The sequence below is a fragment of the Hydrogenothermus marinus genome, from assembly GCF_003688665.1.
In the GTDB taxonomy this organism is placed as follows: domain Bacteria; phylum Aquificota; class Aquificia; order Aquificales; family Hydrogenothermaceae; genus Hydrogenothermus; species Hydrogenothermus marinus.
This window is the reverse complement of the sequence record NZ_REFO01000013.1, coordinates 1-24,130: the sequence shown is the minus strand read 5'-3', so window position 1 is coordinate 24,130 and position 24,130 is coordinate 1. Positions and strand designations below refer to the sequence as shown.

General features: G+C 27.8%; 27 protein-coding genes and 1 tRNA gene. 18 read left to right on the top strand and 10 right to left on the bottom strand.

Annotated features, from left to right (window positions below; all coding sequences use genetic code 11):
* Positions 1–11: 11 nt before the first annotated feature.
* The 3 genes from lepB to gltB are packed head-to-tail and all read right to left on the bottom strand — an operon-like array spanning position 12 to position 5,661.
* Positions 12–719 carry a signal peptidase I gene (gene lepB, locus CLV39_RS06115; protein ID WP_121923360.1) on the bottom strand — a complete coding sequence of 236 codons (708 nt, stop codon included), beginning with the start codon at positions 717–719 and terminating at the stop codon, positions 12–14.
* Positions 720–1,295, bottom strand: coding sequence for a thermonuclease family protein (locus CLV39_RS06110; protein ID WP_121923359.1), 576 nt, complete (start codon positions 1,293–1,295; stop codon positions 720–722).
* Positions 1,282–5,661, bottom strand: coding sequence for a glutamate synthase large subunit (gene gltB, locus CLV39_RS06105; protein WP_121923358.1), 4,380 nt, complete (start codon positions 5,659–5,661; stop codon positions 1,282–1,284). Before gltB ends, CLV39_RS06110 begins: the two co-directional genes overlap by 14 nt.
* Positions 5,662–5,779: 118 nt before the next feature.
* Between gltB and CLV39_RS06100 the strand changes: the two genes are divergently transcribed.
* Genes CLV39_RS06100 through CLV39_RS06080 form a run of 6 tightly spaced genes read left to right on the top strand, consistent with a single transcriptional unit; the run spans position 5,780 to position 9,728 of the window.
* Positions 5,780–6,181 (top strand): hypothetical protein, encoded by a 402-nt coding sequence (locus CLV39_RS06100; RefSeq protein WP_121923357.1) that lies wholly within the window; start codon positions 5,780–5,782, stop codon positions 6,179–6,181.
* The gene (locus CLV39_RS06095; RefSeq protein ID WP_121923356.1) at positions 6,178–7,236 is read left to right on the top strand and encodes an ABC transporter permease; all 1,059 of its coding nucleotides are present in this window, start codon (positions 6,178–6,180) and stop codon (positions 7,234–7,236) included. The genes CLV39_RS06100 and CLV39_RS06095 overlap by 4 nt, the downstream gene beginning before the upstream one ends.
* A gap of 9 nt (positions 7,237–7,245) precedes the next feature.
* Positions 7,246–7,455: a MoaD/ThiS family protein gene (locus CLV39_RS06090; protein ID WP_121923355.1), complete on the top strand. Its 210-nt coding sequence runs from the start codon at positions 7,246–7,248 to the stop codon at positions 7,453–7,455.
* Entirely contained in the window at positions 7,452–7,610 is a 159-nt protein-coding gene (locus CLV39_RS08620) for a hypothetical protein (protein ID WP_170145619.1), read from the top strand. Before CLV39_RS06090 ends, CLV39_RS08620 begins: the two co-directional genes overlap by 4 nt.
* Positions 7,585–8,547 carry a TIGR00269 family protein gene (locus CLV39_RS06085; protein WP_121923354.1) on the top strand — a complete coding sequence of 321 codons (963 nt, stop codon included), beginning with the start codon at positions 7,585–7,587 and terminating at the stop codon, positions 8,545–8,547. Before CLV39_RS08620 ends, CLV39_RS06085 begins: the two co-directional genes overlap by 26 nt.
* A gap of 20 nt (positions 8,548–8,567) precedes the next feature.
* Positions 8,568–9,728 (top strand): NAD(P)/FAD-dependent oxidoreductase, encoded by a 1,161-nt coding sequence (locus CLV39_RS06080; protein ID WP_121923353.1) that lies wholly within the window; start codon positions 8,568–8,570, stop codon positions 9,726–9,728.
* Position 9,729: 1 nt separating this feature from the next.
* Here CLV39_RS06080 and CLV39_RS06075 read toward each other — a convergent pair whose 3' ends face one another.
* The 7 genes from CLV39_RS06075 to hemN form a co-directional block, all read right to left on the bottom strand.
* On the bottom strand, positions 9,730–10,176 hold the full coding sequence (locus CLV39_RS06075; protein WP_121923352.1) for a desulfoferrodoxin family protein: 447 nt from the start codon (positions 10,174–10,176) through the stop codon (positions 9,730–9,732).
* Between the two features lie 208 nt (positions 10,177–10,384).
* Positions 10,385–10,888: a translation initiation factor IF-3 gene (gene infC, locus CLV39_RS06070; RefSeq protein ID WP_281271979.1), complete on the bottom strand. Its 504-nt coding sequence runs from the start codon at positions 10,886–10,888 to the stop codon at positions 10,385–10,387.
* Positions 10,889–10,905: 17 nt separating this feature from the next.
* The gene (gene nadB / locus CLV39_RS06065; RefSeq protein ID WP_121923350.1) at positions 10,906–12,480 is read right to left on the bottom strand and encodes an L-aspartate oxidase; all 1,575 of its coding nucleotides are present in this window, start codon (positions 12,478–12,480) and stop codon (positions 10,906–10,908) included.
* Positions 12,473–13,465: a gluconeogenesis factor YvcK family protein gene (locus tag CLV39_RS06060; protein WP_121923349.1), complete on the bottom strand. Its 993-nt coding sequence runs from the start codon at positions 13,463–13,465 to the stop codon at positions 12,473–12,475. Before CLV39_RS06060 ends, nadB begins: the two co-directional genes overlap by 8 nt.
* Positions 13,462–14,520: an S-methyl-5-thioribose-1-phosphate isomerase gene (gene mtnA, locus CLV39_RS06055; protein WP_121923348.1), complete on the bottom strand. Its 1,059-nt coding sequence runs from the start codon at positions 14,518–14,520 to the stop codon at positions 13,462–13,464. The genes CLV39_RS06060 and mtnA overlap by 4 nt, the downstream gene beginning before the upstream one ends.
* 346 nt (positions 14,521–14,866) lie before the next feature.
* On the bottom strand, positions 14,867–16,162 hold the full coding sequence (gene rimO / locus CLV39_RS06045) for a 30S ribosomal protein S12 methylthiotransferase RimO (RefSeq protein WP_121923346.1): 1,296 nt from the start codon (positions 16,160–16,162) through the stop codon (positions 14,867–14,869).
* A gap of 12 nt (positions 16,163–16,174) precedes the next feature.
* A complete protein-coding gene (gene hemN, locus CLV39_RS06040; RefSeq protein WP_121923345.1) occupies positions 16,175–17,560 on the bottom strand; it encodes an oxygen-independent coproporphyrinogen III oxidase in 1,386 nt (461 codons plus the stop codon).
* A 120-nt stretch (positions 17,561–17,680) separates the two neighbouring features.
* Between hemN and folP the strand changes: the two genes are divergently transcribed.
* The 12 genes from folP to CLV39_RS05980 all read left to right on the top strand — a co-directional run.
* The gene (folP, locus tag CLV39_RS06035) at positions 17,681–18,742 is read left to right on the top strand and encodes a dihydropteroate synthase (RefSeq protein ID WP_121923344.1); all 1,062 of its coding nucleotides are present in this window, start codon (positions 17,681–17,683) and stop codon (positions 18,740–18,742) included.
* Positions 18,735–19,541, top strand: a complete 807-nt coding sequence (gene cdaA, locus CLV39_RS06030; protein WP_121923343.1) for a diadenylate cyclase CdaA — start codon at positions 18,735–18,737, stop codon at positions 19,539–19,541. Before folP ends, cdaA begins: the two co-directional genes overlap by 8 nt.
* Entirely contained in the window at positions 19,538–19,909 is a 372-nt protein-coding gene (locus tag CLV39_RS06025) for a CdaR family protein (RefSeq protein WP_121923342.1), read from the top strand. Before cdaA ends, CLV39_RS06025 begins: the two co-directional genes overlap by 4 nt.
* Positions 19,910–19,918: 9 nt before the next feature.
* Complete coding sequence (gene gspG / locus CLV39_RS06020) at positions 19,919–20,329, top strand: type II secretion system major pseudopilin GspG (protein ID WP_121923341.1); 411 nt, start codon at positions 19,919–19,921, stop codon at positions 20,327–20,329.
* Positions 20,319–20,606: a prepilin-type N-terminal cleavage/methylation domain-containing protein gene (locus CLV39_RS06015; protein WP_170145618.1), complete on the top strand. Its 288-nt coding sequence runs from the start codon at positions 20,319–20,321 to the stop codon at positions 20,604–20,606. The genes gspG and CLV39_RS06015 overlap by 11 nt, the downstream gene beginning before the upstream one ends.
* Positions 20,596–20,997, top strand: coding sequence for a prepilin-type N-terminal cleavage/methylation domain-containing protein (locus tag CLV39_RS06010; protein WP_121923339.1), 402 nt, complete (start codon positions 20,596–20,598; stop codon positions 20,995–20,997). Before CLV39_RS06015 ends, CLV39_RS06010 begins: the two co-directional genes overlap by 11 nt.
* Positions 20,998–21,135: 138 nt before the next feature.
* Positions 21,136–22,044 (top strand): type II secretion system minor pseudopilin, encoded by a 909-nt coding sequence (locus CLV39_RS06005; protein WP_121923338.1) that lies wholly within the window; start codon positions 21,136–21,138, stop codon positions 22,042–22,044.
* Positions 22,045–22,054: 10 nt separating this feature from the next.
* A complete protein-coding gene (locus CLV39_RS06000) occupies positions 22,055–22,351 on the top strand; it encodes a nucleotidyltransferase family protein (protein ID WP_121923337.1) in 297 nt (98 codons plus the stop codon).
* Positions 22,344–22,694 carry a HepT-like ribonuclease domain-containing protein gene (locus tag CLV39_RS05995; protein ID WP_121923336.1) on the top strand — a complete coding sequence of 117 codons (351 nt, stop codon included), beginning with the start codon at positions 22,344–22,346 and terminating at the stop codon, positions 22,692–22,694. The genes CLV39_RS06000 and CLV39_RS05995 overlap by 8 nt, the downstream gene beginning before the upstream one ends.
* Positions 22,694–23,815 carry a hypothetical protein gene (locus CLV39_RS05990; protein ID WP_121923335.1) on the top strand — a complete coding sequence of 374 codons (1,122 nt, stop codon included), beginning with the start codon at positions 22,694–22,696 and terminating at the stop codon, positions 23,813–23,815. The genes CLV39_RS05995 and CLV39_RS05990 overlap by 1 nt, the downstream gene beginning before the upstream one ends.
* A 109-nt stretch (positions 23,816–23,924) precedes the next feature.
* Positions 23,925–23,997, top strand: a tRNA-Thr gene (locus CLV39_RS05985).
* Between the two features lie 43 nt (positions 23,998–24,040).
* A partial coding sequence (locus CLV39_RS05980) for a GTP-binding protein (RefSeq protein WP_211325005.1) occupies positions 24,041–24,130 on the top strand: 90 nt, incomplete at its 3' end.

The following is a 24,130-nucleotide window of genomic DNA, read 5'->3' as shown; positions in this document are numbered from 1 at the left end:
TGTCCTCCTAACTACTGAATAATTTTACCTATTCTATTAAATCTAATCATTGGCTTTTCAAAGTCTATAGAAAAATAAATTACAAAAGCTCTTCCTATAATATAATTATCAGGAACAAAACCCCAAAATCTACTATCTCTACTGTTATCTCTATTATCACCCATTACAAAGTAATGTCCTTCTGGTACTTTAATTGGACCAAAATCTTTTCCTTCACCTTCATATATTTCCATTGTTTTATAACAGTATTTTTGATTATTATGGTATTTTCTTATTGTACATTCTTTATAAATCTGAACATCTTCTCCATGTTCTGAATAAATACCATCTTTTTCTTTTGGTAAAGGTTTCCCATTTATATAAACAATATCATTTTTTACCTCTACTATATCTCCTGGAACGGCTATTATTCTTTTTATAAAATCTATTTTTGGATTTTCTGGATATTTAAAAACTATTACATCACCTCTATCAGGTTTTACTAATCTATTTTTATATGTATAAAAATCTATAGAAGTAAACGGAATTCCAAAAGTCCAATCTCCATAAACTAATTTGTTTACAAGTATAAAATCTCCAACTAAAAGAGTTGGCTTCATAGAGCCTGAAGGAATATTAAACGCTTGAACTAAAAAAACTCTTATTAAAGATACTACAATTACAATATAGAGAATAGTTTTTATAGGATGAATTAAGGATCTTTCTTTTTTTTCTTCCATCTATTTTATGCTCCATAATCCTTTTTGCTCTTTTCTTGCTTTTCTAAAACATTCTAAGAAATCATCTTTATATTTGACATTAGGAGGAATAGTCAAAGGGAAAGCATATCCTTCACATATAATTTTTTTATTTACCATCTCTCCTGAAGGAAGCCATACATAAGCAAGGAGTCTTCCATATTTATCTTGTGGTTCTACATCAAATTCTAAATATACAGTTTCACCTTTTTTCAACAATTTTTTTGTAAACTCTTTTGCATAATTTCCAAGTTCAACAACTTCTTTCAGATTTTTTCTTGTTTCCTTAGATTGGATTTTAGCTCTTTTGTTTATTCTACTTTCTGGTGTATCAATTCCAATTAACCTTACCCTAAATTTTAGATTTTTTAATGTTTTTCTATCATTAAAAGTAGTTTTTGGTATTTTTACAATTATAGTATCTCCATCTATTACATAAACAACTTGAGCTTTAACAAAATCAGCCTTTATTTTTTCTTTAGAAATAAATGGCAGCTGAAAAGCAAAAGAAAAATTAATTAAAAATAAAATTACTAATAAAATCTTATTTTCTTTCAACGTTTACCTCATCTGTTTCTATAGTTGGTTTTTTTATAGATATAGGTGAAATTTTTACAAAATTTTCTATTTCTGTATCAAAATTATCAAGTATAAAACTTGCTCTTTCACTATTTGTATATGCTTTATGTTTTATTAAAAGTTCTTTTATATCTTCTTTATCCTCATTATCAATTTCATCTATAAATACATATGATTTATTTATATTATTTTCCATTTCTCCTTCAGGATCATATACATAAGCAACACCACCTGTCATTGCTGCTCCGAAGTTTTTACCAGTTTTTCCGAGAACAATAACTTTTCCATTTGTCATATATTCACAGCCATGATCTCCAACTCCTTCAACAACAGCAATTGCTCCACTATTTCTTACTGCAAATCTTTCTCCAGCTATACCTGCTGCAAATAACATTCCTCCAGTAGCACCATATAAAACTGTATTTCCTAAAATAACATTTTCATACGATTTTCCTTTAAATTCTTTTGGAGGTTTTATTACTATTAATCCTCCAGCCATTCCTTTTCCTACATAATCATTTGCTTGACCTGTAAGTATTAATTCAAGTCCTTTTATACAAAATGCTCCAAAAGATTGTCCTGCAGTTCCATGTAAGTTCAGTTCTATTTTCCCTGTTTTTAAACCTTTATCTCCATATCTTTTTGCTATTTCATGGGCTACTTTTGTACCAACAGATCTATAAGTATTTTTTATAACATAAAATCCAGAAAATACCTCATCTTTTTCTATAGCAGGTAAAGCATCTTTTAATATTTCATCATCAAAAGGTTTTGATGGAGGATCATTTCTATCTACAACTGATTTTATAGGTTTATCTTTTGGTGGTTTAACAAGTATTGGAGATAAATCTATAAATTTAGCTTTATAATGGTCTGTTGGTATTTTTGGTTTAATTAAATCTGTTCTTCCAACAATATCATCTAAGGATTTATATCCCATAGAAGCTAAGAACTCTCTTGTTTCATTTGCAAGATATTCAAGGTATCTTATTACATGCTCAGGTTTTCCTTTATATTTTTCTATTAGTACTGGATCTTGAGTTGTAATTCCTACTGGACATGTATTTAAATGACATTGACGAGCCATTACACAGCCTTCTGCTATCATTAAAGCTGTTCCAAATCCAAACTCTTCAGCTCCAAGTAATGCCCCTATTATTACATCTCTACCTGTTTTTATTCCACCATCAACTCTAAGTTTTACTCTTCCTCTTAAACCATTTTCTATTAATACTTGTTGTACTTCAGAAAGTCCAAGCTCCCATACAACTCCTGCATGTTTAATAGATACAAGAGGAGATGCTCCTGTTCCACCATCATGTCCAGAAATATGAATTATATCTGCGAAAGCTTTAGCTACCCCTGATGCTACTGTTCCAATTCCTGTTTCTGCAACTAATTTTACTATTACTTTTGCTTTTGGATTTATCTGTTTTAAATCGTATATAAGCTGTGCTAAATCTTCTATTGAGTATATATCATGGTGAGGAGGAGGTGATATTAAAGTTGTTCCAGGTTTTGCTTTTCTTAAAAATGCTATATAAACATCTACTTTTTTCCCAGGAAGTTGTCCACCTTCTCCTGGTTTTGCTCCTTGAGCTATTTTTATTTCAATCTCTTCTGCTGAATTTAGATATTCAGGGGTTACGCCAAATCTACCTGATGCAACCTGTTTTATTTTAGAATTTTTAATTGTTCCATATCTTGCAGGATCTTCTCCACCTTCACCTGAGTTTGATTTACCACCTATGGTATTTAAAGCTTCTGCAATTGTTTCATGGGCTTCTCTACTTAAAGCACCAACAGACATTCCAGCACCAACAAATCTTTTCATTATCTCTTCTACTGGCTCAACTTCTTCTATTGGTATAGGAGGTCTATCACTTACTATCTCAAATAAATCTCTAACATTAACTGGCTTTTCAAGATAAGCATTTTCAGAGAATACTTTATATTCTTCCCAGCTTTCTCCTCTAACTGCTCTATGAAGTGCTGTTAATGCTTTAGGATTCCAAGAGTGGAACTCTCCATTTCTTCTATGTCTATACTCTCCTTCATATTCTATTTCCACTTTATCTTTGAAGAATATATCATTGTATTTAATAATTACTTCTTGAGCTATCTGTCTTATACCAATGCCACCAAGTTTTGAAGGAGTACCAGGGAAATATTTATCTATTAATTCTTGAGATAATCCCAGAGCTTCAAAAAGTCCTGAACCTCTATAACTTTTTATAGTAGCTATTCCCATTTTAGACATTATTTTAAGAAGTCCTTCATTTGTAGCCTTTTTATATCTTTCTACTGCTTCTTCAAAAGAGTATTTAAAGTTTTTATCTTCTTCTACTAAATTTCTTATTATCTGTATAGTTAAATAAGGATTTACAAGAGTTGCTCCATATCCAATTAAAAATGCTATGCTGTGAGTATCTCTGGCATCTGCAGTATCTGCAATTATACTAAACTTACTTCTTTTTCCTTTTCTTCTCATATATGTATTTACAGCAGAAACTGCAAGGCCCATAGGAATAGGAGCTCCTTCTATTGAAATATCTCTATCTGATAAAACTATTATTTCTTTTCCTTTATCTACTGCCTCTTCTACTCTTTGACATATTTCATCTAATTTTGGTTCTAAAGCAGTATCATAAGGTTCAAAAATTGCAGGAATTATTTCTACTTTATCTTTAAAAGAATTTATAAGTTCTTCAAGCTCATTATCAAGTATTACAGGTGAAGGAAAAACTAATTGATCTGCATGTTTTGGAGTTTCTGTAAGAAAGTTTTCTTTTTTACCTACATAAGTTTTTAAAGACATTACACTTTTTTCTCTTATTGGGTCAATTGGAGGATTTGTAACCTGAGCAAATCTTTGTTTAAAGTATGTAGATAAAAGTTTTGGTCTTTTGGATAAAACAGAGATTGGAGTATCATTTCCCATTGAATAAACAGGCTCATTAGCCTTTTCTATCATTTCTTTTATATAAAGATTAATATGGTCTTTGTCGTATCCAAACATCATAGCTTCTTTAGAAACATCCTTAGGCTCAATTTCTGGATAATCTGTAGCAGGGATAAACTCTTTCAGATTTTCTTTTACCCATTTTTTATATTCTTTTCCTTCAATAAGTTTATCTATAATTTCCTTAGATGTATAAACTTTTCCTTCTTTTGTATCTATTGCTATTTTGTCTCCGGGACCAAGTCTTCCTTTATATATTATTTTTTCTTCAGGTCTATCTACAACTCCAACCTCTGATGCTAAAATAACTTCCTCATCAGTAATTATATATCTTGCAGGTCTAAGACCATTTCTATCTAATTTTCCTATTACTACCTCTCCATCTGTAAATGCCAAGGCTGCAGGTCCATCCCATGCTTCAAAAATACAAGAAAAATACTCATAAAAAGCTTTTTCTTCTTCTGTTAATCTATCATCATTTTCATAAGCTCTTGGAACAAGAACATTTATAGCTTGTAAAGGATTTTTCCCAGAATGTACTAAAAACTCTATAGCTTTATCTAAGGATGCTGAATCACTTTCTTCATAATCAACTATTGGAAGTATATCTTCTGCAAGCTCTCCCCATATCTCTCTAACATCATCAGATTTTGCATTGAGCCAATTTCTATTTGCAGAAATTGTGTTTATTTCTCCATTATGAGCAAGCATTCTAAATGGCTGAGCAAGTCTCCAGTTTGGAAATGTATTTGTTGAATATCTTTGATGGTATAAAGCGATAGCAGATTTATAGCTTTCATCTTGTAAATCAGGATAAAAATATCTAAGTCTTGGTGCTGTTATCATTCCTTTGTAAACAATAGTTTTAGAGGATAAACTTGGTATATATAAATATTCTTGGTTTATTTTATGTTCTATTTTTTTTCTTAATATATAAAGTTCTTTTTCAAAATTATCTGTTTCTATACTTTCTTTTGATATAAAACCTTGCCATATTTCTGGCTTCGTAGATGCGGCTATCTCTCCAAGTTCTTCTTCATTTATAGGAACTTTTCTCCATCCTATAAATTTAAATTTTTCATTTATTATATTTTCTATCTGTTTTTTTATTTCATCTTCTTTTTCTTTATTTATAAAAAAAACTCCTACTGCAAAATCTTTTTCATCTGGTATATTCGGAATTTCTTTTTTGAAAAATTCATAAGGAATCTGGGTTAATATTCCTGCTCCATCTCCTGTTTTTCCGTCTGCACTAACTGCACCCCTATGGTTCAGGTTTGCAAGGGCTGTTAAACTATCATCAACTAATTTATGTGATTTATTTCCTTTTATATTTACTATAAATCCTACTCCACAAGAATCTCTTTCTAAAAGATTAAACAATTTTCCAACCTCTTTTTTTCTCGTTTGTAATCTATTATTATAATACTTATTCCTTATAATTAACAAATTAAATAATATGTTAAAATTCAGTTATAAATTTTTTACTGAGAGAATCAAGATGATTACAGAAATTTTATTTGAAGATTTTAGCAACTTTATAAAATTTGAAATAGAGCAAATCAAAAGGTTTCAATGTCCAAATGGCTTTTGTATAATGTATGTAAAACCTGAATTTTCGAAGGATTTTAAAAAATTAAAGGAAATTTTAAAAGAGGCTTTAAGAAGTAGTGATGTTATAGCTTCAAAAGATGAGCATATTTTTTTAATTCTTACAGGTGTTGATAAACAAGGAGCAGATTTTGTAAGGAAAGCTATCTATGATTTTTTTGAAGGAAATGTTGTAGAGTATTATGTTGATTATCCACAAGATGCTTTAACAAAAGATGAACTTATAAAAAAGCTTACAGACGATATTTATAAAAAATTTGGAATTAACTTAAAGCATTATTTTGCTAAATGAAAGAAATAATTTTTTATATAAAAAAGAATAAATTAGCATATCTATCTTTCTATATACTTATAGTTTTGTATTTTCTAGCTATTTTTGCAGACTTTATAGCTCCATATCCTTATGATATACAGCATAGAGATACTCCTTATCATCCTCCTACTCAGATTCATTTTTTTGATAAAAATGGCAATTTTTCTTTAAGGCCTTTTGTATATGAGTATAAGCTTGTAGATCCAATTTTTAAAAGATACAAGATAGATTATACAAAAAAACATTATATTTATTTTTTTGTGAAAGGAGATAAACATTATCTTCTAGGATTGATTCCAACATTTACCCATCTTTTTGGAGTTAAAGAAGGTAAAATTTTCTTACTTGGAGCAGATCATTTAGGGAGAGATATATTTTCAAGGCTTTTATATGGTGCAAGAATTTCATTATCTATTGGTATTGTTGGAGTTTTAATATCTTTTGTAATTGGTGCTTTAGTTGGAGGAATTTCAGGATATTTTGGAGGATATATAGATAATATTCTCATGAGAATATCGGAAGTAATTATGTCTTTCCCAGGATTTTATCTTATGCTTGCTTTAAGGGCTATCTTTCCTATTACTTTATCTTCTGTTGAGGTATATTTTTTAATAGTTGTAATACTTTCATTTATAGGATGGGCAGGACTTGCAAGGGTTATTAGAGGAATGGTTTTATCTATCAGAGAACAAGATTTTGTTTTAGCGGCAAGAAGTTATGGAGCTTCTTCTTTAAGAATAATTACAAAACATATACTTCCTAATACATTTTCTTATCTTTTAATAGCGGCAACTCTTTCTATTCCTGGATATATTCTTGGAGAAAGTGCTTTATCACTTCTTGGACTTGGTATTCAAGAACCTTATGCAAGCTGGGGGAATATGCTTGCAGCTGCAAGAAGTATTACTGCTATTTCTAACTATCCTTGGATTTTATCGCCAGGAATTGCTATATTTATTACTATACTTGCTTTTAATCTTCTTGGAGATGCATTAAGAGATGCCTTAGATCCAAAATTTAGAAAAAATTTATGAGGTAATAATATGAAAATAAAAGTTAAGTATAGGGGCAAAGAACAGGTTTTAGATATTAATAAAGAAAAAATAACTGCTTTAGATATTTTAAAATCATTAAATCTATCTTCCGAACATGCTTTTGTTGCAGTAAATGGAGAACTTGTTTCAGAAGATTATATAATAAAAGAAAATGATAATATAAAAGTTATAAATGCTATTTCTGGAGGAAAACAATGAATGAAACTTTTGAACTAATATTGACAATTGTTGTTTTTGGATTAATGTTTGGGGGAATATTTGCTTTAATGATTTATTGGTCTAAAAAGAATACAGTGGTAGATGAAAGAGATAAAAAGTGGTATAAAGATGAAAAAACTAAAGAAGAACAGTAGATGTACTATATGTAAAGCAAAAGGTGAAAAAGAAAAGGCTATAATCTATCTTCCTCATCATAGACTTACTTTATGTAAAAAGCATTTTATAAGCTGGTTTGAAAAAAGGGTAGAAAAAACAATAAAGGAATTTAAAATGTTTTCTACCAATGACAAAATATTAGTAGCAGTATCTGGAGGAAAAGATAGTCTTGCTTTATGGAATGCTTTAACAAAACTTGGATATGAAGCAGATGGTTTTTATATAAATCTTGGTATAGATCAATATTCTATAGATTCTAAAGAACTTGCTTTAAATTTTGCAAAAAAAATAGGAAGAGAATTACATATTCTTGATTTATCAAAAGAGATAGCTACAATTCCTCAATTAAAAGAAATATCAAATCGTCCTGCATGTTCTGCTTGTGGGACTGTTAAAAGATATTATATGAATAAATTCGCAAAGGAGAAAGGATATTCTATTATTGCAACCGGCCATAATCTTGATGATGAAGTAGCAGTACTATTTGGAAACACTTTAAAATGGGATATAGATTATTTAAAAAGACAGTATCCTGTTTTAAAAGAGGAAAATGGATTTATAAGAAAAGTAAAACCTCTTTGTAAAATAACAGAAAAAGAAAGTGCTTTATACTCATTTTTAAATAACATTGACTATATAGAATATGAATGTCCATTTTCAGTAGGAGCATCTTCTATAGAGTATAAAGAGTTTTTAAGTAGATTAGAAGAAAAGCATCCTGGAACAAAACTTCAGTTTTATACAAATTTCTTAAAAAAGATGTATCCATTATTAAACAAAGAAAAAGAAAAAAAAGAAGAACTTAAATATTGTAAAATATGTGGAGAACCTTCATATAATGAGATATGTAGTGTATGCAAATTAAAACAAAAGGTTGAAAAGTTAGTAAACACTAACTATAATATAAATATGTAAAATAAAAAAGAGAGATGATAATGAAAAAAGTAATTGTCTTAGGTGGAGGAATTGCAGGAGTAGAAGCAGCTATTTCCTTAAGAAAATATAACTTTGATGTTGAACTAATATCAGATAGAGATTATCTTTATGTATATCCTATATCTATATGGATACCAACAAAAGAGAAAAAGTTTGAAGATGTAATAATACCTTTAGAAGATATTGCAAAAGCACATAAATTTAAATTTACAAAAGCATCTGTTTCTACAGTAAACAAAAATGGTTTTGAACTTGAGGATGGTACAAAAAGAGATGATTTTGATTATTTAGTTATAGCCTTAGGTCAAGCAAAGAAAAAACATAAAGGAATAGAAAATACATACTCAATCTGTTCAAAACCTGAAGAAACTTTAAAGTATACAGAAAAATTAGAAGAAGTAATAAATAAAGGAAAAGGAACATTATGTTTTGGATTTGGAGGAAATCCACAAGCAAAAGAGTCTGTTAGAGGTGGTCCAGTCTTTGAACTTTTATTTAATGTTGATTATTATTTAAGAAAAAAAGGAATTAGAGAAAATTTTGAACTTGTTTTCTTTGCTCCAATGCCAAAACCAGGAGAAAGACTTGGAGAAAAAGCTTTACAACTTATGGATAAAATGTTTAAAAAACTTAATATAAAGAAAATAACAGGTAAAAAAATAAAAGAGTTTGTTTTAGATGGAATTATTTTTGAAGATGATTCAAAGCAGTATTCAGATTTAACATGTTTTATAGCGGCAGGAGATGGGCATCCAGCAGTAAAAGCAGGAGATTTACCTCAAACTGAAGCAGGATTTATAAAAATAGATAAAACAAATAAAGTTGAAGGTCTTGAAAATATTTATGCTATTGGGGATAGTGTAGCCTTAGAAGGTCCTTCTTGGAAAGCAAAACAAGGCCATTTAGCAGAAGTAATGGCAAGAAATGTAGCATTTAATATAGCATTAAAAGAAGGTTTAGAAAAAGGAGAACCTAAAAGTTATATAGAGCATATAAATATATTATGTCTTATGGATATGGGAAATGGTGGTGGACTTGCTTATAGAGATGATAAAAAAGCCATGCTTATACCACTACCAATAATTGGACATTGGATGAAAAAAGGATGGGGAATTTATTATAAGCTTACTAAACTTGGTAAATTCCCTAAAATTATCTAACTTAAACTACTTTTATATTTATAGGCTTACTTACCCAAAGTCCATGTAAATTACAATATCCAAGACCTTTAAGGGTTGTTTCACCTTTATTATCTATTTTAATAGTAAAGGTAGCTTTTGGAGCTCCTTGAGTGGCTCTAAATGTTGCTTTTGCTACTTCATACTGGCCAATCCATAAAGCAACTGATTCTATCCAGTGTGTCATTAAATTTGGATGAGGATGATAATATCCAACTTCTACATAAACATCAAACCATTCACCAGCTTTAACTTGCTTAGGAGCTTTTACATATGGAGTATGTTTTCTTCCAAAAGTAGTTTCTAAATCAGGACCATATAAAGGAATTTTGCTTTCCTTAGCTTTAGCTATTTCAGGTATTATAATTCCACTTCCTAAAACAACACCTGTTGCAAGAAATGTGTTTTTTATGAAATTTCTTCTATCCATCTTTGTTCCTCCTATGAATTTATAAGAATAAATTTAAATTTATATTCTTTTAGCTTATATATTTATGATAAAGATTCAAGTTTTTTGTTTTGAGACTATACGTTGAAAAATTCACAAAAACAAAAAAGCATTTTAGAAATCAATTACATAAATTTTATCTAAATTCTAAGTATGTCCATCTAACAAGTTAGATGGACATTTAAAAATATTATTTATCTTTTTTAGGTACTAATGTAAATGTCATATTTCTTCCTTCTTTTTTAGGAGGCTTTTCTGCTTTACCTACTTCTTTGACATCTTCTATTATTCTTTCTGCAAGTTGTTGCCCTATTTCTGGATGAATATTTTCTCTTCCTCTAAACATTATTATGACTTTAACTTTATTGTTATCTTCTAAAAATTCTCTTATATGTTTTACCTTTGTTTCATAATCATGTTTTTCTATTTTAGGTCTAAATTTTATCTCTTTTACATGCTGAATATTCGCTCTTTGCTTTTTCTTTGCTTCTTTTTCTTTTTTCTGTTGCTGAAATTTATACTTTCCATAATCCATTATTTTACATACAGGAGGGTTTGCATTAGGGGAGATTTCTACTAAATCTAAATCCTTTTCTTCAGCAAGACGTAAAGCTTCTTCTATAGGTACAATGCCTAAGTTTTTGCCTTCATCGTCTATTAACCTGCACTCCCTTGCTTTTATTTGTCTGTTGATTCTTAACTCTTGAATGGCTAATTTACCTCCAATTTTATTTCAAAATTTTTGTTTTCAATTATACTATGCTTTTTAAATTCTTCTCGTGGAGATTTAAAGTCTTGTCTATAATGTACACCTCTACTTTCTTCTCTATTTAAAGCAGACAAAGTAACTGCTTTTGATAAATATAAAATATCTAATATATATACTGGTGAAAAATGATTTTGAACATCTTCTATTAGATTTTCAATAGATTTCAATGCCAATTTTAAAGATTCTCTATCTCTTATTAATCCTACTTTATTCCACATTAAATTTTTTAAAGTATATATGATTTCTTCCTTTTTATTATCGGTTAAATCTTTTTTGTATTTTATTTTATTGCTTATATTTATCTCTTTTATTTTTTGATACATATTATATAAATAAACCCCATAAGCTGTTTTACTACCAAAAGTTATACATTCAAGAAGAGAATTACTTGCTAACCTATTTGCACCATGAACACCACTGCAACTTGCTTCTCCAACTGCAAATATTCCTTCTACATTTGTTTTTCCAGAAGGGTTTGCCTCAATTCCTCCTATTGAAAAGTGAGCTGCAGGACTTACAGGAACTTTATCTATGCTATCTAATAGATTGTATTCTTTTAATAAAGAGTATATAGTTGGAAATCTTTCTTCTAAATTTATTCCTTTTTCTATTAAAGGTTTTAGATTTAAGAAAACTTTACTTCCTTCTTTTTCTTTTTCAAAAATAGCTCTTGCAACTTCATCTCTTGGAGCAAGCTCATTAGTAAATCTATTTCCTTTTTCATCTATTAAAATAGCTCCTTCTCCTCTTATAGCTTCTGTTATTAAATAAGCTGGAGTATGTGGTAAATTTAATGCAGTAGGATGAAATTGTATAAATTCAATGTCTTTTAATCTACAACCTGCTCTAAATGCTTTTAATATTACATCTCCACCAATGTTATAAGTAGAAGTATTTCTTTTAAAAAGAGGACTATAACCACCAGATGCTATAACTAAGGATTTAGCATATATTACTTTTTTTTCTTTTTTATTGCTTACAATAACACCTACAAATTTATTATCTTCTGTTAATATCTCTTCTAAATAGAAGTTTGTTTCAAAATACTTGTTATCTAAATTTTTATATAAAAATTTACCTATTTCTTTACCTGTTTTGTCTTTTACATGTAATACCCTTCTTTTGCTATGAGCTGCTTCTCTTGTTAATTTTATATAACCTTTCTCATCTTTATCAAATTCAAGTCCGTTATTTATTAAATCTACTACTCTTTCAAGACCTTCTTCTACTAATATTTCTACATTTTTTTCAATACATAAACCTTTCCCTGCATTTATAGTATCTTTAAAATGAAGTTCAGGGCTATCATCTTTTCCTATTGCTGCTGCAAGCCCACCTTGAGCTAAAAAAGAGTTTGATATACCAACATTTTTTTTAGTAAGAATGATAAACTTAGAGCCTAATTCTTTTAATTTGTTTGCTACAGAAAGACCAGCAATACCTGCTCCAACAATGATTGTATCTACTTTTTCAGAAGGAAAATCTTTTGTATTAAAATTTGTGAAATATCTATCCATTTATAACTTTTGTAGAAGATTTTATATCATTAAATATTTTTATAAACATTTTATTAAGTTTCTCCGGATTATGTCTTGCATAACTACCTTCATCAAGTAAATCATCAGAATATATTTTAATTCCCATTTTTGAAATGTTTGCTGCATCAATTACCACTGGTTCTGCATGCTCCTTAATATATCTCTCTAAAACTTCATTAGGTGGAAGTTTAGTATTTACTATAACATAATCTATAAAATGTTTTCCTACTGTTTTTTCAATGGCTTTTATATGATCTGATACTGTATAATCATCAGTTTCTCCATACTGAGTCATAACATTTGAAATATAAATTTTTACTGCCTTTGATTTTACAAGAGCCGTAGATATTTCTTTAACTAATAGGTTAGGTATTATACTTGTATATAAACTTCCTGGACCAAGAATAATTAAATCTGCATTAAGGATTTTTTCTATTGCTTCAGCAGGTGCTTTTACATCTTCAGGCTCAAGCCATATTTTTTCTATTTTTGCTATTAATTTTTTTCCATATTCTGTTATCTGAGTTTCCCCTTTTATTATTTTTCCATCTGAAAATTTAGCTACAATATCAACATTTTCATCTGTAGAAGGTATTATTCTACCTTTTATTTTTAAAATATCAGATGTTGTTTCTATTGCATCTAAAAAATTCCCTGTAATTTTTGTTAAAACTGTTAAAAATAGATTCCCAAAACTATGTCCTTTTAATCCTTCCCCTTCTTGAAATCTATATTGAAAAACCTTAGTAAGAATATCTTCATCTTCAGCAAGAGCTACTATACAGTTTCTAACATCTCCTGGTGCAGGAATTCCCATTTCTTCTCTAAGTCTTCCTGAGCTACCTCCATTATCTGCAACAGTAACTATAGCTGATAAATCTTCTATATAATCAGGTACTAATTCTTTTAATCCTCTAAGTAAATTTGAAAGTCCTGTTCCTCCGCCTATCGCAACTACTTTCATTTTATATCACCTTTTAAAAATTTTTTTATATTTTCTTTATTTATTTCGTTTATTATACCTTTTTCTGTAATTATTGCAGTAATATTTTCAGCTGGGGTAATATCAAAACTATAATTTAAAGCTTTTGTTTCAATAGGTGCAATAGCACAACCACCACATTTTTTAACTTCATTTTCATTTCTTTCTTCTATAGGAATATCTTCTCCTTTTTCTGTTTCAAGATCAAATGTTGTTGTTGGAGCAGCTACATAAAATGGTATATTATACTCTTTTGCAAGTACTGACAATGTAAAGGTTCCTATTTTATTTGCTACGTCTCCATTTGCAGTGATTCTATCAGCTCCAACTATTATTACATCAATTAAGCCTTTTGATATTAAAAATCCTGCACTATTATCAGTAATAAGATAATGGGGAATTCCTTCTTGTACCAGTTCCCATGCAGTAAGTCTTGCACCTTGCAAATATGGTCTTGTTTCGTCTACATATACTGTTATATCTTTTCCTTCTTCATAAGCACTTCTTATTACTCCTAATGCTGTTCCCCAGCCAGAAGTTGCAAGGGCTCCTGTATTACAATGAGTTAATATGTTAGCTTTTTTAGGAATTAAAACCTGCCCATATCCTCCAATAGATTTATTAGCATGGTAATCTTCTAAATCTATTTTATTTGCTTCTTTAAAAAATGCTTTTACAAGTTCTTCTTTTGTTTTTTCATTTTTCCATTTTTCAAATTTTTTCCAAATTCTATCAAGTGCCCAAAATAGGTTTACTGCAGTAGGCCTTGTGTTTTTTAGAGTTTTTAAAACTTTTTTAGCATTCTCTAAGGGTTTTCCTTCTTTTATTAACTGTTTTACACCAATAGCAAATCCATAAGCTCCAACTATTCCAATTAACGGAGCCCCTCTAACTATCATATCTTTTATAGCTTTTGCAACATCTTCATATGTAGAAAGTTCTAACCATTCTTCTTCTAATGGTAGTTTAAGCTGATTTAAAACATATAATTTATAATTTTCTACTTTTATAGGTCTAATGTCTTTTAGTTTTCTCATTTTTCCTTTTTCATATCCTTATAATAATCTTTTACTGTTAATATAGCCATTATACCAAATACTATTATAGTTAATATACCAACAAATATTATCATTGCCTCAACTATTTTTCCATTTTCTTAATAGCCTTTATTATTGAAAGCCAAAGATATAAATTAAATATAAGCGCAAAAAGTAAAAAGTAATAGATAAAGCATATATTCATAAATTTTTCCATTAAAGTTATAGAACCTATTCCTGCTCCAACTGTTAATAATAATAGATAAAGTTCTAAATATTCCTTCTTTTATTTTTAAATTTTCTATTTCTATCTTTTTAAGCCCCATCTCTTTTTGTTTTTTATTCATTATTTTATCTTTGCAACTGTATCAACAATATCTACTACATCTTTTATTTTAGCTTTTATAAACTGTCCAGGGCTTACTGGCTCTGTAGTTTCTATGTATGTAATTCCATCTATTTCATAAGCAGATCTGTAAGTTCTACCAACTGGAAGACTTTCCCATTCTTCTGAAAATCCATCTACTAAAATTTCCATTTCTTTTCCTATCAAACTTTTATTTTTTTCTTCTGTTATTTTTTCTTGAATTTCTAATATCTCATTTTTTCTTCTTATTTTTTCTTCTTTTGGAATATTATCTTGAAATCTTTCATAATCTGGTGTTCCTTCTTCATATGAATACTCAAATACTCCAAGCCAATCAAATTTTGCATTTATTATAAAATTTTTCATATTCTCAAAATCTTTTTCTGTTTCTGTAGGATAACCAACTATTACAGATGTTCTTATTGCAAGTTCTGGAATATATTTTTCTTTCCATTCTAAAATTTTCTCTATTTTCTTTTCCCTATAACCTCTCATCATATCTTTTAAGACTTTATCTTCTGAATGTTGAATAGGCATTTCAAAATATTTAACAACTTTTTCACTATCTCTTATATTTTTTATAAGATCTTCATTTACAGTTGTAGGATATAAGTAATAAAGCCTAATCCATTTTATTTCATCTATTTTTTCTATTTCTTTAATTAAATCCCAAAGTTTTGGCTTTCCATAAAGGTCTGTTCCATAATAACTTGTATCTTGAGATACTATATTTATTTCCTTTACTCCTTGTTCTGCTAAAATTTTTGCTTCATTTACAATATCTTCTATAGGTCTGCTTCTATGTTTCCCTCTAATATTTGGAATTGCACAAAAGCCGCAAGTATGATCACAACCTTCTGAAATTTTAAGATAAGCAGTATGTTTTGGCGTAGTTAAAATTCTATTTTGATATAAAGGTAGATCAATATTAGAAGATAATCCTATTTTTTCTGGAATTTTAAACTCTTCTTTTAAGTCTACAAACATATCTACTTCTGGAATTTCTTTCTCAAGCTCTTTTTTATATCTTTCTACAAGGCATCCTGTAACTACTACTTTTTTATTTGAATTTTCTTTTAATTTTGTAGCTTCTAAAATTGTATTTATAGATTCTTCTTTAGCAGGTTCTATAAATCCACAAGTATTTATAAGAATAATATCTGCTTCTTCTGGATTTGAAACAAATTTTGCATTTGAAGCATTTAATTTTCCAAGAAGATTTTCTGTATCTACTAAATTTTTAGGACATCCTAAGCTTATTACTGATATTTTCAATTGCTTACCTCTTTATATAGCTTGTGAAAATCTTTTTTCTTTTTTAGCAAGAGTATATATATCAAAATTTACTGCTATATTTCTTATTAAAAGTCTACCTGCAGGTGTAATATCTATTCTATCTTCATAAATTTTTAGAAGACCATCTTGTTCTTGTTCTTTTAATCTTTTTAGCTCTTCTGAAAAATATCTATCAAAATCTATATTATATTTTTCTTCTATCTCTCCTTTATAAAGTTGGAAATGAGACATTAACCTCATAATTACATCTCTTCTTATAATATCATCTTGGTTTAGTTTTATTCCTCTTACTGTTGGGAGTTCTCCTCTTTCAACTGGCTCATAATAATCTCTTAAGGTTTTTGCATTTTGAGCATAAGCGTCATAAAGCATACTTATTGAAGTAGCTCCAAATCCTATAAGCTCAGCTTCTGCATGGGTTGTATAACCTTGAAAATTTCTATGAAGTGTTCTTTCTCTTTGAGCTATTGCAAGTTCATCATCAGGTTTTGCAAAATGATCCATTCCTATAAATATATAACCTGCTTTTGTAAATTTATCAATTGTCATTTTTAATATTTCCAGTTTTTCTTCAGGAGGTGGAAGGGTTTTTTCATCTATCATTCTTTGAAGTCTTTTAAGCCATGGTACATGGGCATAATTAAATGTTGCTATTCTATCTGGATTTAACTGTATTGTTTTTTCTACTGTTTTTGTAAAACTTTCTAATGTTTGGTAAGGAAGTCCATATATTAAATCTATATTTACACTTTCAAACTCAGCTTCTCTTAACCAGTTCATTACATTAAATATCATCTCTTCAGGTTGAATTCTATTTACTGCTTGTTGAACTTTTGGATTAAAATCTTGGACGCCAAAACTTGCTCTATTAAAACCAAGCTCTCTAAGTAAAAATATTCTATCTTTATCTACATGCCTTGGATCAAGTTCTATAGATATTTCTGCATTTTCATCAAAAATAAATCTTTTTTTTATCTCTTTAAAAAGCTCAATAGTTTGATTATCTTCAAGATAGTTTGGAGTTCCACCACCCCAATGAAGTTGAACAACTTTTCTATCCTTATCTATATATGAAGAAACAATATCCATCTCTTTATATACATGCTCTAAATATGGATTAGATACTTCTTTTCTTCTTGTAATAATTACATTACAACCACAAAAATGACATGCACTTTCACAAAAAGGAATATGAAAATATAAAGATAAAGGAGTTTTTCTTTCATTACTTTCTATTAATTTTTGTTTATAATCTTCAGGTGTAAAATCTTCTGAGAACTCTTGAGCAGTAGGATAGCTGGTATACCTTGGGGCAGGTTTTGCATATTTTTTTATTAAATCTATATCAAACTTTACTTCTTGTGGTAAGTATGCCATTTTTAAACTCCTTAAATGTAAAATATGTTGAAATTATATCATTATATATTATGCAATTATTTGGATTTTGGTATCTTTGTAATATATTATAGTTTTATATCTTAATATAGAGGTAAGATTATGTATCCAAAAATAAAACCAATAAATGAAACTACATATAAAGTAATTTTCAAAGATCCTTTTAAAAGTCCTGTTTTTATAAAAAATGAAGATGAATTAAAAAATCTTGTTGAAGATTTATTAAATAAAGGTAAAAGAGAGGAAGCAAAAGAATTAGCTACTCAGTGGGTAAATCTACAAAAAAAACATTTCAAAATAAATTATAAAGGTAAATTTTTAAATCTTGGAACAAAAACTATTATTATGGGAATTTTAAATATTACTCCTGATTCATTTTCAGATGGAGGAATTTATTATAAAAATATAGAAAAAGCGGTTGAAAGAGCTTCTCAAATGCTTGAAGAAGGAGCAGATATAATTGATATTGGAGGTGAATCAACAAGGCCCGGAGCAACTCCTGTTCCAGTAGAAGAAGAACTTGAAAGAGTATTACCAATTATCCAAGCAATAAGAAAAGAGCTTGGCAATAAATTTTTTATATCAATAGACACTTATAAATCTAAAGTAGCAGAAGAAGCTTTAAAAGCAGGAGCAGATATAGTAAATGATATAAGCGCTATGAGCTTTGATAAAAATATGGCAAATGTAGTTTCAAAATTTGATTGTCCAGTAATTTTAAATCATATAAAAGGAACACCACAAAATATGCAAAAAGATATATATTATGATGATGTAATAGATGATATAGTTCTTTTTCTTTCTGAACATATAAACTATGGAATAAAGAAAGGAATAAAAAAAGATAGGTTTATAATAGATCCAGGTATTGGTTTTGGTAAAAAAGTAGAACATAATGTGGAAATAATAAAAAGACTTGAAGAACTTAAAATATTAGGCTTTCCAATCTTAATAGGAATATCAAGAAAATCTTTTATTGGATCTATATTAAAAAATCTACTTGGAAAATCTGAATATCCACCGAAAGAAAGATTAAATGGGACTCTTGCGGCTACTGCTTATGCAGTAATAAAAGGAGCTCATATTGTTAGAACCCATGATGTAAAAGAAACTGCAGAATTTTTAACAATCTTAGATACTATAAGAGGATACAAGATTGTATGAATTTTTAGAAGTAATAAAAAGCATAGGATGGAATGATTTATTAGATATATTTTTAGTATCTATAATTGTTTATTATCTTCTTAAATTTCTTCTTGGTACAAGAGGTTGGCAGATATTAATAGGTATATTATCTTTATTAATTGTATGGTCTATAGCAAAAATTCTAAACCTTACAACCTTAGCTTGGATATTTGATAATATATGGGCTGTAGGTTTTTTCCTTATTGTTGTAATATTCCAACCTGAACTTAGAAGAGCTTTAGCAAAAATTGGAGAAGGAGGACCTTTTTCAAGTTTCTTTTTATCTAAAAAGAAAACTATTGATGATGTAATTAGAGCAACTACTTTTTTAGCAGAAAGAAAAATAGGAGCTTTAATAGTTTTTGAGAGGAATATCTCTTTAGAAAATTATACTGAAGGATGTGTAAAATTAGATGCAGATGTAAATTTAGAGCTAATAATTAGTATATTTATACCTCAAACACCTTTACATGATGGGGCAATAATAATAAAAGATCAAAAAATATTTTCAGCAAGATGTTTCTTACCACTTACAATAAATCCATACATAGATAAAAATATAGGAACAAGACATAGAGCAGCTATAGGTATTTCAGAAGAAACAGATGCAGTTGCAGTAGTTGTTTCAGAAGAAAGAGGAGAAATATCTGTTGCAGTTGGAGGAAATCTTTATAGGAATTTGGATTCTTTAGCTTTAAGAAATATATTATCTGAGCATTTAGGATTAAACAAAAAAGGAATACTGTCTAAAATTCAGAAAAAAGGTAAGAAAAAGTGAAAGATCTAATATTAAATAATCTACCTTTAAAAATATTAGCCTTAGTTATATCTTTTTTATTATGGCTAAATATAAATGTGGCTCAAAAAACAAAACTACAGTTTACAAACGATATAAAAGTTGAAAACATACCGAATAATCTTATAATAAAAAAAGTATATCCAGACAAGGTTGTTGTTGTTTTAGAAGGATCAAAGAAAAATATTAACAAACTTGATATATCAAAAATCCAGTCTGTTGTAGAAGGCCAAAATCTAAAGGAAGGAGAAAATAAATTAAAAGTTAAAATTAAAGGAAGTTTAAAAGATTTCAAGATAATATCTATAAAACCAAAAGAAGTTATAATATATACAGAGAAAAAGAAGTAAGAGGAAGGTATGAAAAAAAATAAAGGTTTCACTTTATTAGAACTTTTAGTTGTTATTGTAATTTTATCACTTCTTGCTGCTTTACTTGTACCAAAACTTACAGGTAGAGTTGATGAAGCAAAAATAGATACTACTAAAATACAGTTAAAAGAAATAAAAAGAGCTTTAGAAATGTATAAAGTAGATAATGGTACATATCCAACAACAGAACAAGGTTTAAAAGCACTTGTTAAAAAGCCAGATACCCCACCTGAGCCTAAAAAATGGAGACAGTACTTAGAAAAAGTACCAAAAGATGGATGGGGGAATGAATTTATATATGTATATCCTGCAGAAAATCATCCATTTGAACTAAAATCTACGGGTCCAGATGGGGAACTTGGGACAGAAGATGATATATCAGTTTGGGATGAGCAATAAAGGTTTTACCCTTTTAGAAGTAGTAGTTGCAACTTTAATACTTGCAATATCTTTAACTGCTATTTTAAAAATATTTACAAACTATTTAACAGATTATGATTTTTCAAAAAATGAAATTGAAGATATTCAACAGGTAAAAAGATATATCTATGATATAAAAGAAGAAGATAGAGATATACCTAGTGTTGAAGTAAAATCAGAAGGATATAAATACGGAGTTGTGAAAAAAGTGTATCTTTATAAAGAAAAACCTATTTTATTTGATTATGTTCAATAAAAAAGCATTTACATTACTTGAACTTTTAATTGTAATTGTTCTTGTAATGATAGTTTTCTCTATTGGGGGAGCAGTTTTTATTAATAATATAAAATCATTAATTTTTTTCTCTTCAGATTTAACAAAAGAAAGCCATCAGATAGGATTTATTAATCAATTAACCTCTCAGCTTTACTCTAAGTACGAAAAAAGAGATATAAATATAAAAATAGATGAAAATAGAATCTCATTTTATACAGGCTATCCAATATTTTATGAAGGATTTGTAAGAGCAGAATATATTATAGAAAAAGATGAAAATAATAATTTTAAGAAAGTATATTATGAAGAATTTCCATACATAGATGGAAATTTAGGATTTGAAGGTTTAAAAAAAAAGCTTCATAGGTAAATTCAAAAATATAAAAATATCAGTTTATGAAAATGGAAGATGGTTTGTGAACTACAAAGGTAAAAATTTTCCTAAGGTTATAAAATTAGAACTTGATAAAAATACCTATTACATTACAGTTAATGCAGAGAAAAAAAGATGATAATTATATTTGTAATAGCCATAATCTCATCTTTAACATTTTTATTAACATCTACTGCTTACGATGTAGAGATTTATCAAAAGTATGTACAAGATTATAAAAATAAAGAGCAGTTATACTTAATCTCTGATACTGCAATAAAAGCAGTAGAGCAGTTTTTAAAAAAAGATGATTCATCTTATGATAGTCTCAACGATTTTTGGGCAAAAGAAATTCCAATAATTACTCAAGATGCACAAATTACATTAACAGTTATAGATCAAGAAAGATATTTAAATCCAAATATACTTATAAAAAATGATAGAAAAACAATAAATGAAAAAGTATTTCCTATTTTTGAAAGAATATTTGACAATTTAGGATATGATACTTCAATACTTTATAACATTATAGACTGGATAGATAAAGATGACATATCTCAAGGAGGCAAAGAAAATTATACAGATTATAAAGCAAAAAATGATTATATAGAAAGTTTAAATGAACTACGATTGATTGATGGAGTAGATGATAATATTTTTAATGGAAAAGTTAATGAAATTGGAGAATATGTACCAGGACTAAAGGATATATTTTCACCATACTTAAATGGAAAAATAAATATAAACACTGCCCCTATTTATATATTACAAGCTTTAGACCCTGCAATTGATAAACAGATAGCTCTGAATATTATTACATATAGAAAAACAAAACCATTTAAAAAAATAGATGATTTAGCTTTAGTAGATGGCATAAACTCAGATATTATTTACAGACTAAAAAAATTAAATATACTTGATATAAAAAGTGAAAACTTTCTTGTTGATATAAAGATAGAGTTTAGAGATAATACTTATCATATTATTGCTTTAATAAATAGAAAAGAAAAAAACACAAAACTTATCTGGAGAAAGATATATTAAGGTTAAAGTTATGAAAGATTTAGAAGAGATAAAAGATATTATTGAAAAACATAAAAATGAAATTAAAGAGAATTTTGGCGTTAAAAATATAGGAATATTTGGCTCATATGTTAGAGGAGAACAAAAAGAAAATAGTGATTTAGACATTTTAGTTGAGTTTAAGGAAGGACATAAAACATTTGATAATTATATGGATTTAAAACTATATCTTGAAAAAGTTCTTAACCTAAAAATAGACCTTGTAAGCAAAACTGCTTTAAAACCTAGATTAAAGACATATATACTAAAAGAGGTAATTTATGTCTAAGAGGGATTTAAATATTATCCTTGAAGATATTATTGAAGAAATTAATCGCATTAATAGATTTACTAAGGAAATAAATACATTAGAAGAATTTTTAAAAAATGAAGTTATAATCTATGCAGTAATGAAATCTCTTGAAAATATAGGTGAAGCAGTAAAACAAATTCCAGAAGAAAAAAGAAACTTATATCCAATAGAGTGGAGAAAAATAGCAGGATTAAGAGATATTTTAATACATCAATACTTTGGTATTGATATAGAAATAATATGGGATGTTATTAATACAAAATTACCTGATCTTGAAAAAGCAGTTAAATATTTATTAAAGTCTGGAGAAACATATTAATGGAAATATTAGGAATAGAAATTTATCCTGAAAAAAGAAAAATATATGCAAAATTAAATCCATTAAAAAAAGAAATAAAAATAATAAAACCCTCTTCAAAAGCAAAAGCTATAGCATCAATTCCTACTATTAAATCAACCTTTAGAATCTTTGAACTTGATATAAAAGAAAAATCAAAAATAAAAAAAGCAATAGAAACAAATATTTCAATAGAGTTTCCAAATTTTGAAAATTTAGAATATTCCTATTATCAATATAAAAACAAAATATTTTGTGTAATTACAAAAAAAGAATATATAGAACAAATAAAACAAAAATTTAATAATCTATCTTCAATAGATAGTGATATTTTTTCTATTATAAGAGTTTTGAATTTTAATAATATTACTTCAGGAGAAGTAATACATTTTTATAAAAATGAAGCATTTTATTTAAAAATTGAAAGTAACTTTCCAAAAGAAGTTAAGACAATAACTATAGAAGAAGCTAAAAATTTAGCTACAAATGATACATTCCTTTCAGGATATATACCAAAAAATATAAAAGGAAAAATACTTAATAACAGTTTAAATGAACCTTCATTAAATATAGCCTTTGGAAATATATTAAAACCAGCATATGAAATAGGGGTAGATTTTTTACATAGAGAAAGCAAACTATCATTAAAAACTTTAATAACTTTTTCTATTTTATTAATACTTACCTTTTTATTTATAAATATTGGCCTTTTTATAAAAGACTATCAATTAAAGAAAGAGTTAAATCTTACAAAAAGCAAAGAGAAAGAAATATATCTTAAATATTTTGGAGAAATTCCAGTTGATCCTTTATCTCAAGCAAAAGGAAAAGTTAAAAATCTAAATAAATCTAAAGAACACAAAAAAGATGTAGCAGATATTTTAGATTTTATTGGTAAAACAAAAAAAGATATAAATAATTTAAAAATTATGAATATAAAAGCATCTTTTGAAACTATTTCCATAAAAGGCTATGCATCTTCTATTGAAGATATTACAAAATTTACTGAAAACTTAAAAAAGAAATTTAGCTTTGTAAAAATAGTAGAAAGCTCAAAAGATGCTGATGGTAAAATAAGATTTAAACTTGAAATTAAATCATAATTACCATTTTTGTTTTTTCTGTAGTATAATCATTTAAGAAAAATACCCAACACTATTACATCTTGATTTTTTCATCAATTTATGGCTTAATATATATTTGCTGTTTTAAGCCCAGGTAGCTCAGTCGGTAGAGCACACCCTTGGTAAGGGTGAGGTCGCGGGTTCAAGTCCCGTCTTGGGCTTCAATGGGCTGGGAAAAAACATCTAAAATCACTGGAGGATAAAATGGCTAAGGAAAAATTTGTCAGAGAAAAAGAGCACGTAAACGTAGGTACAATAGGACACGTAGACCACGGGAAAACAACATTAACAGCA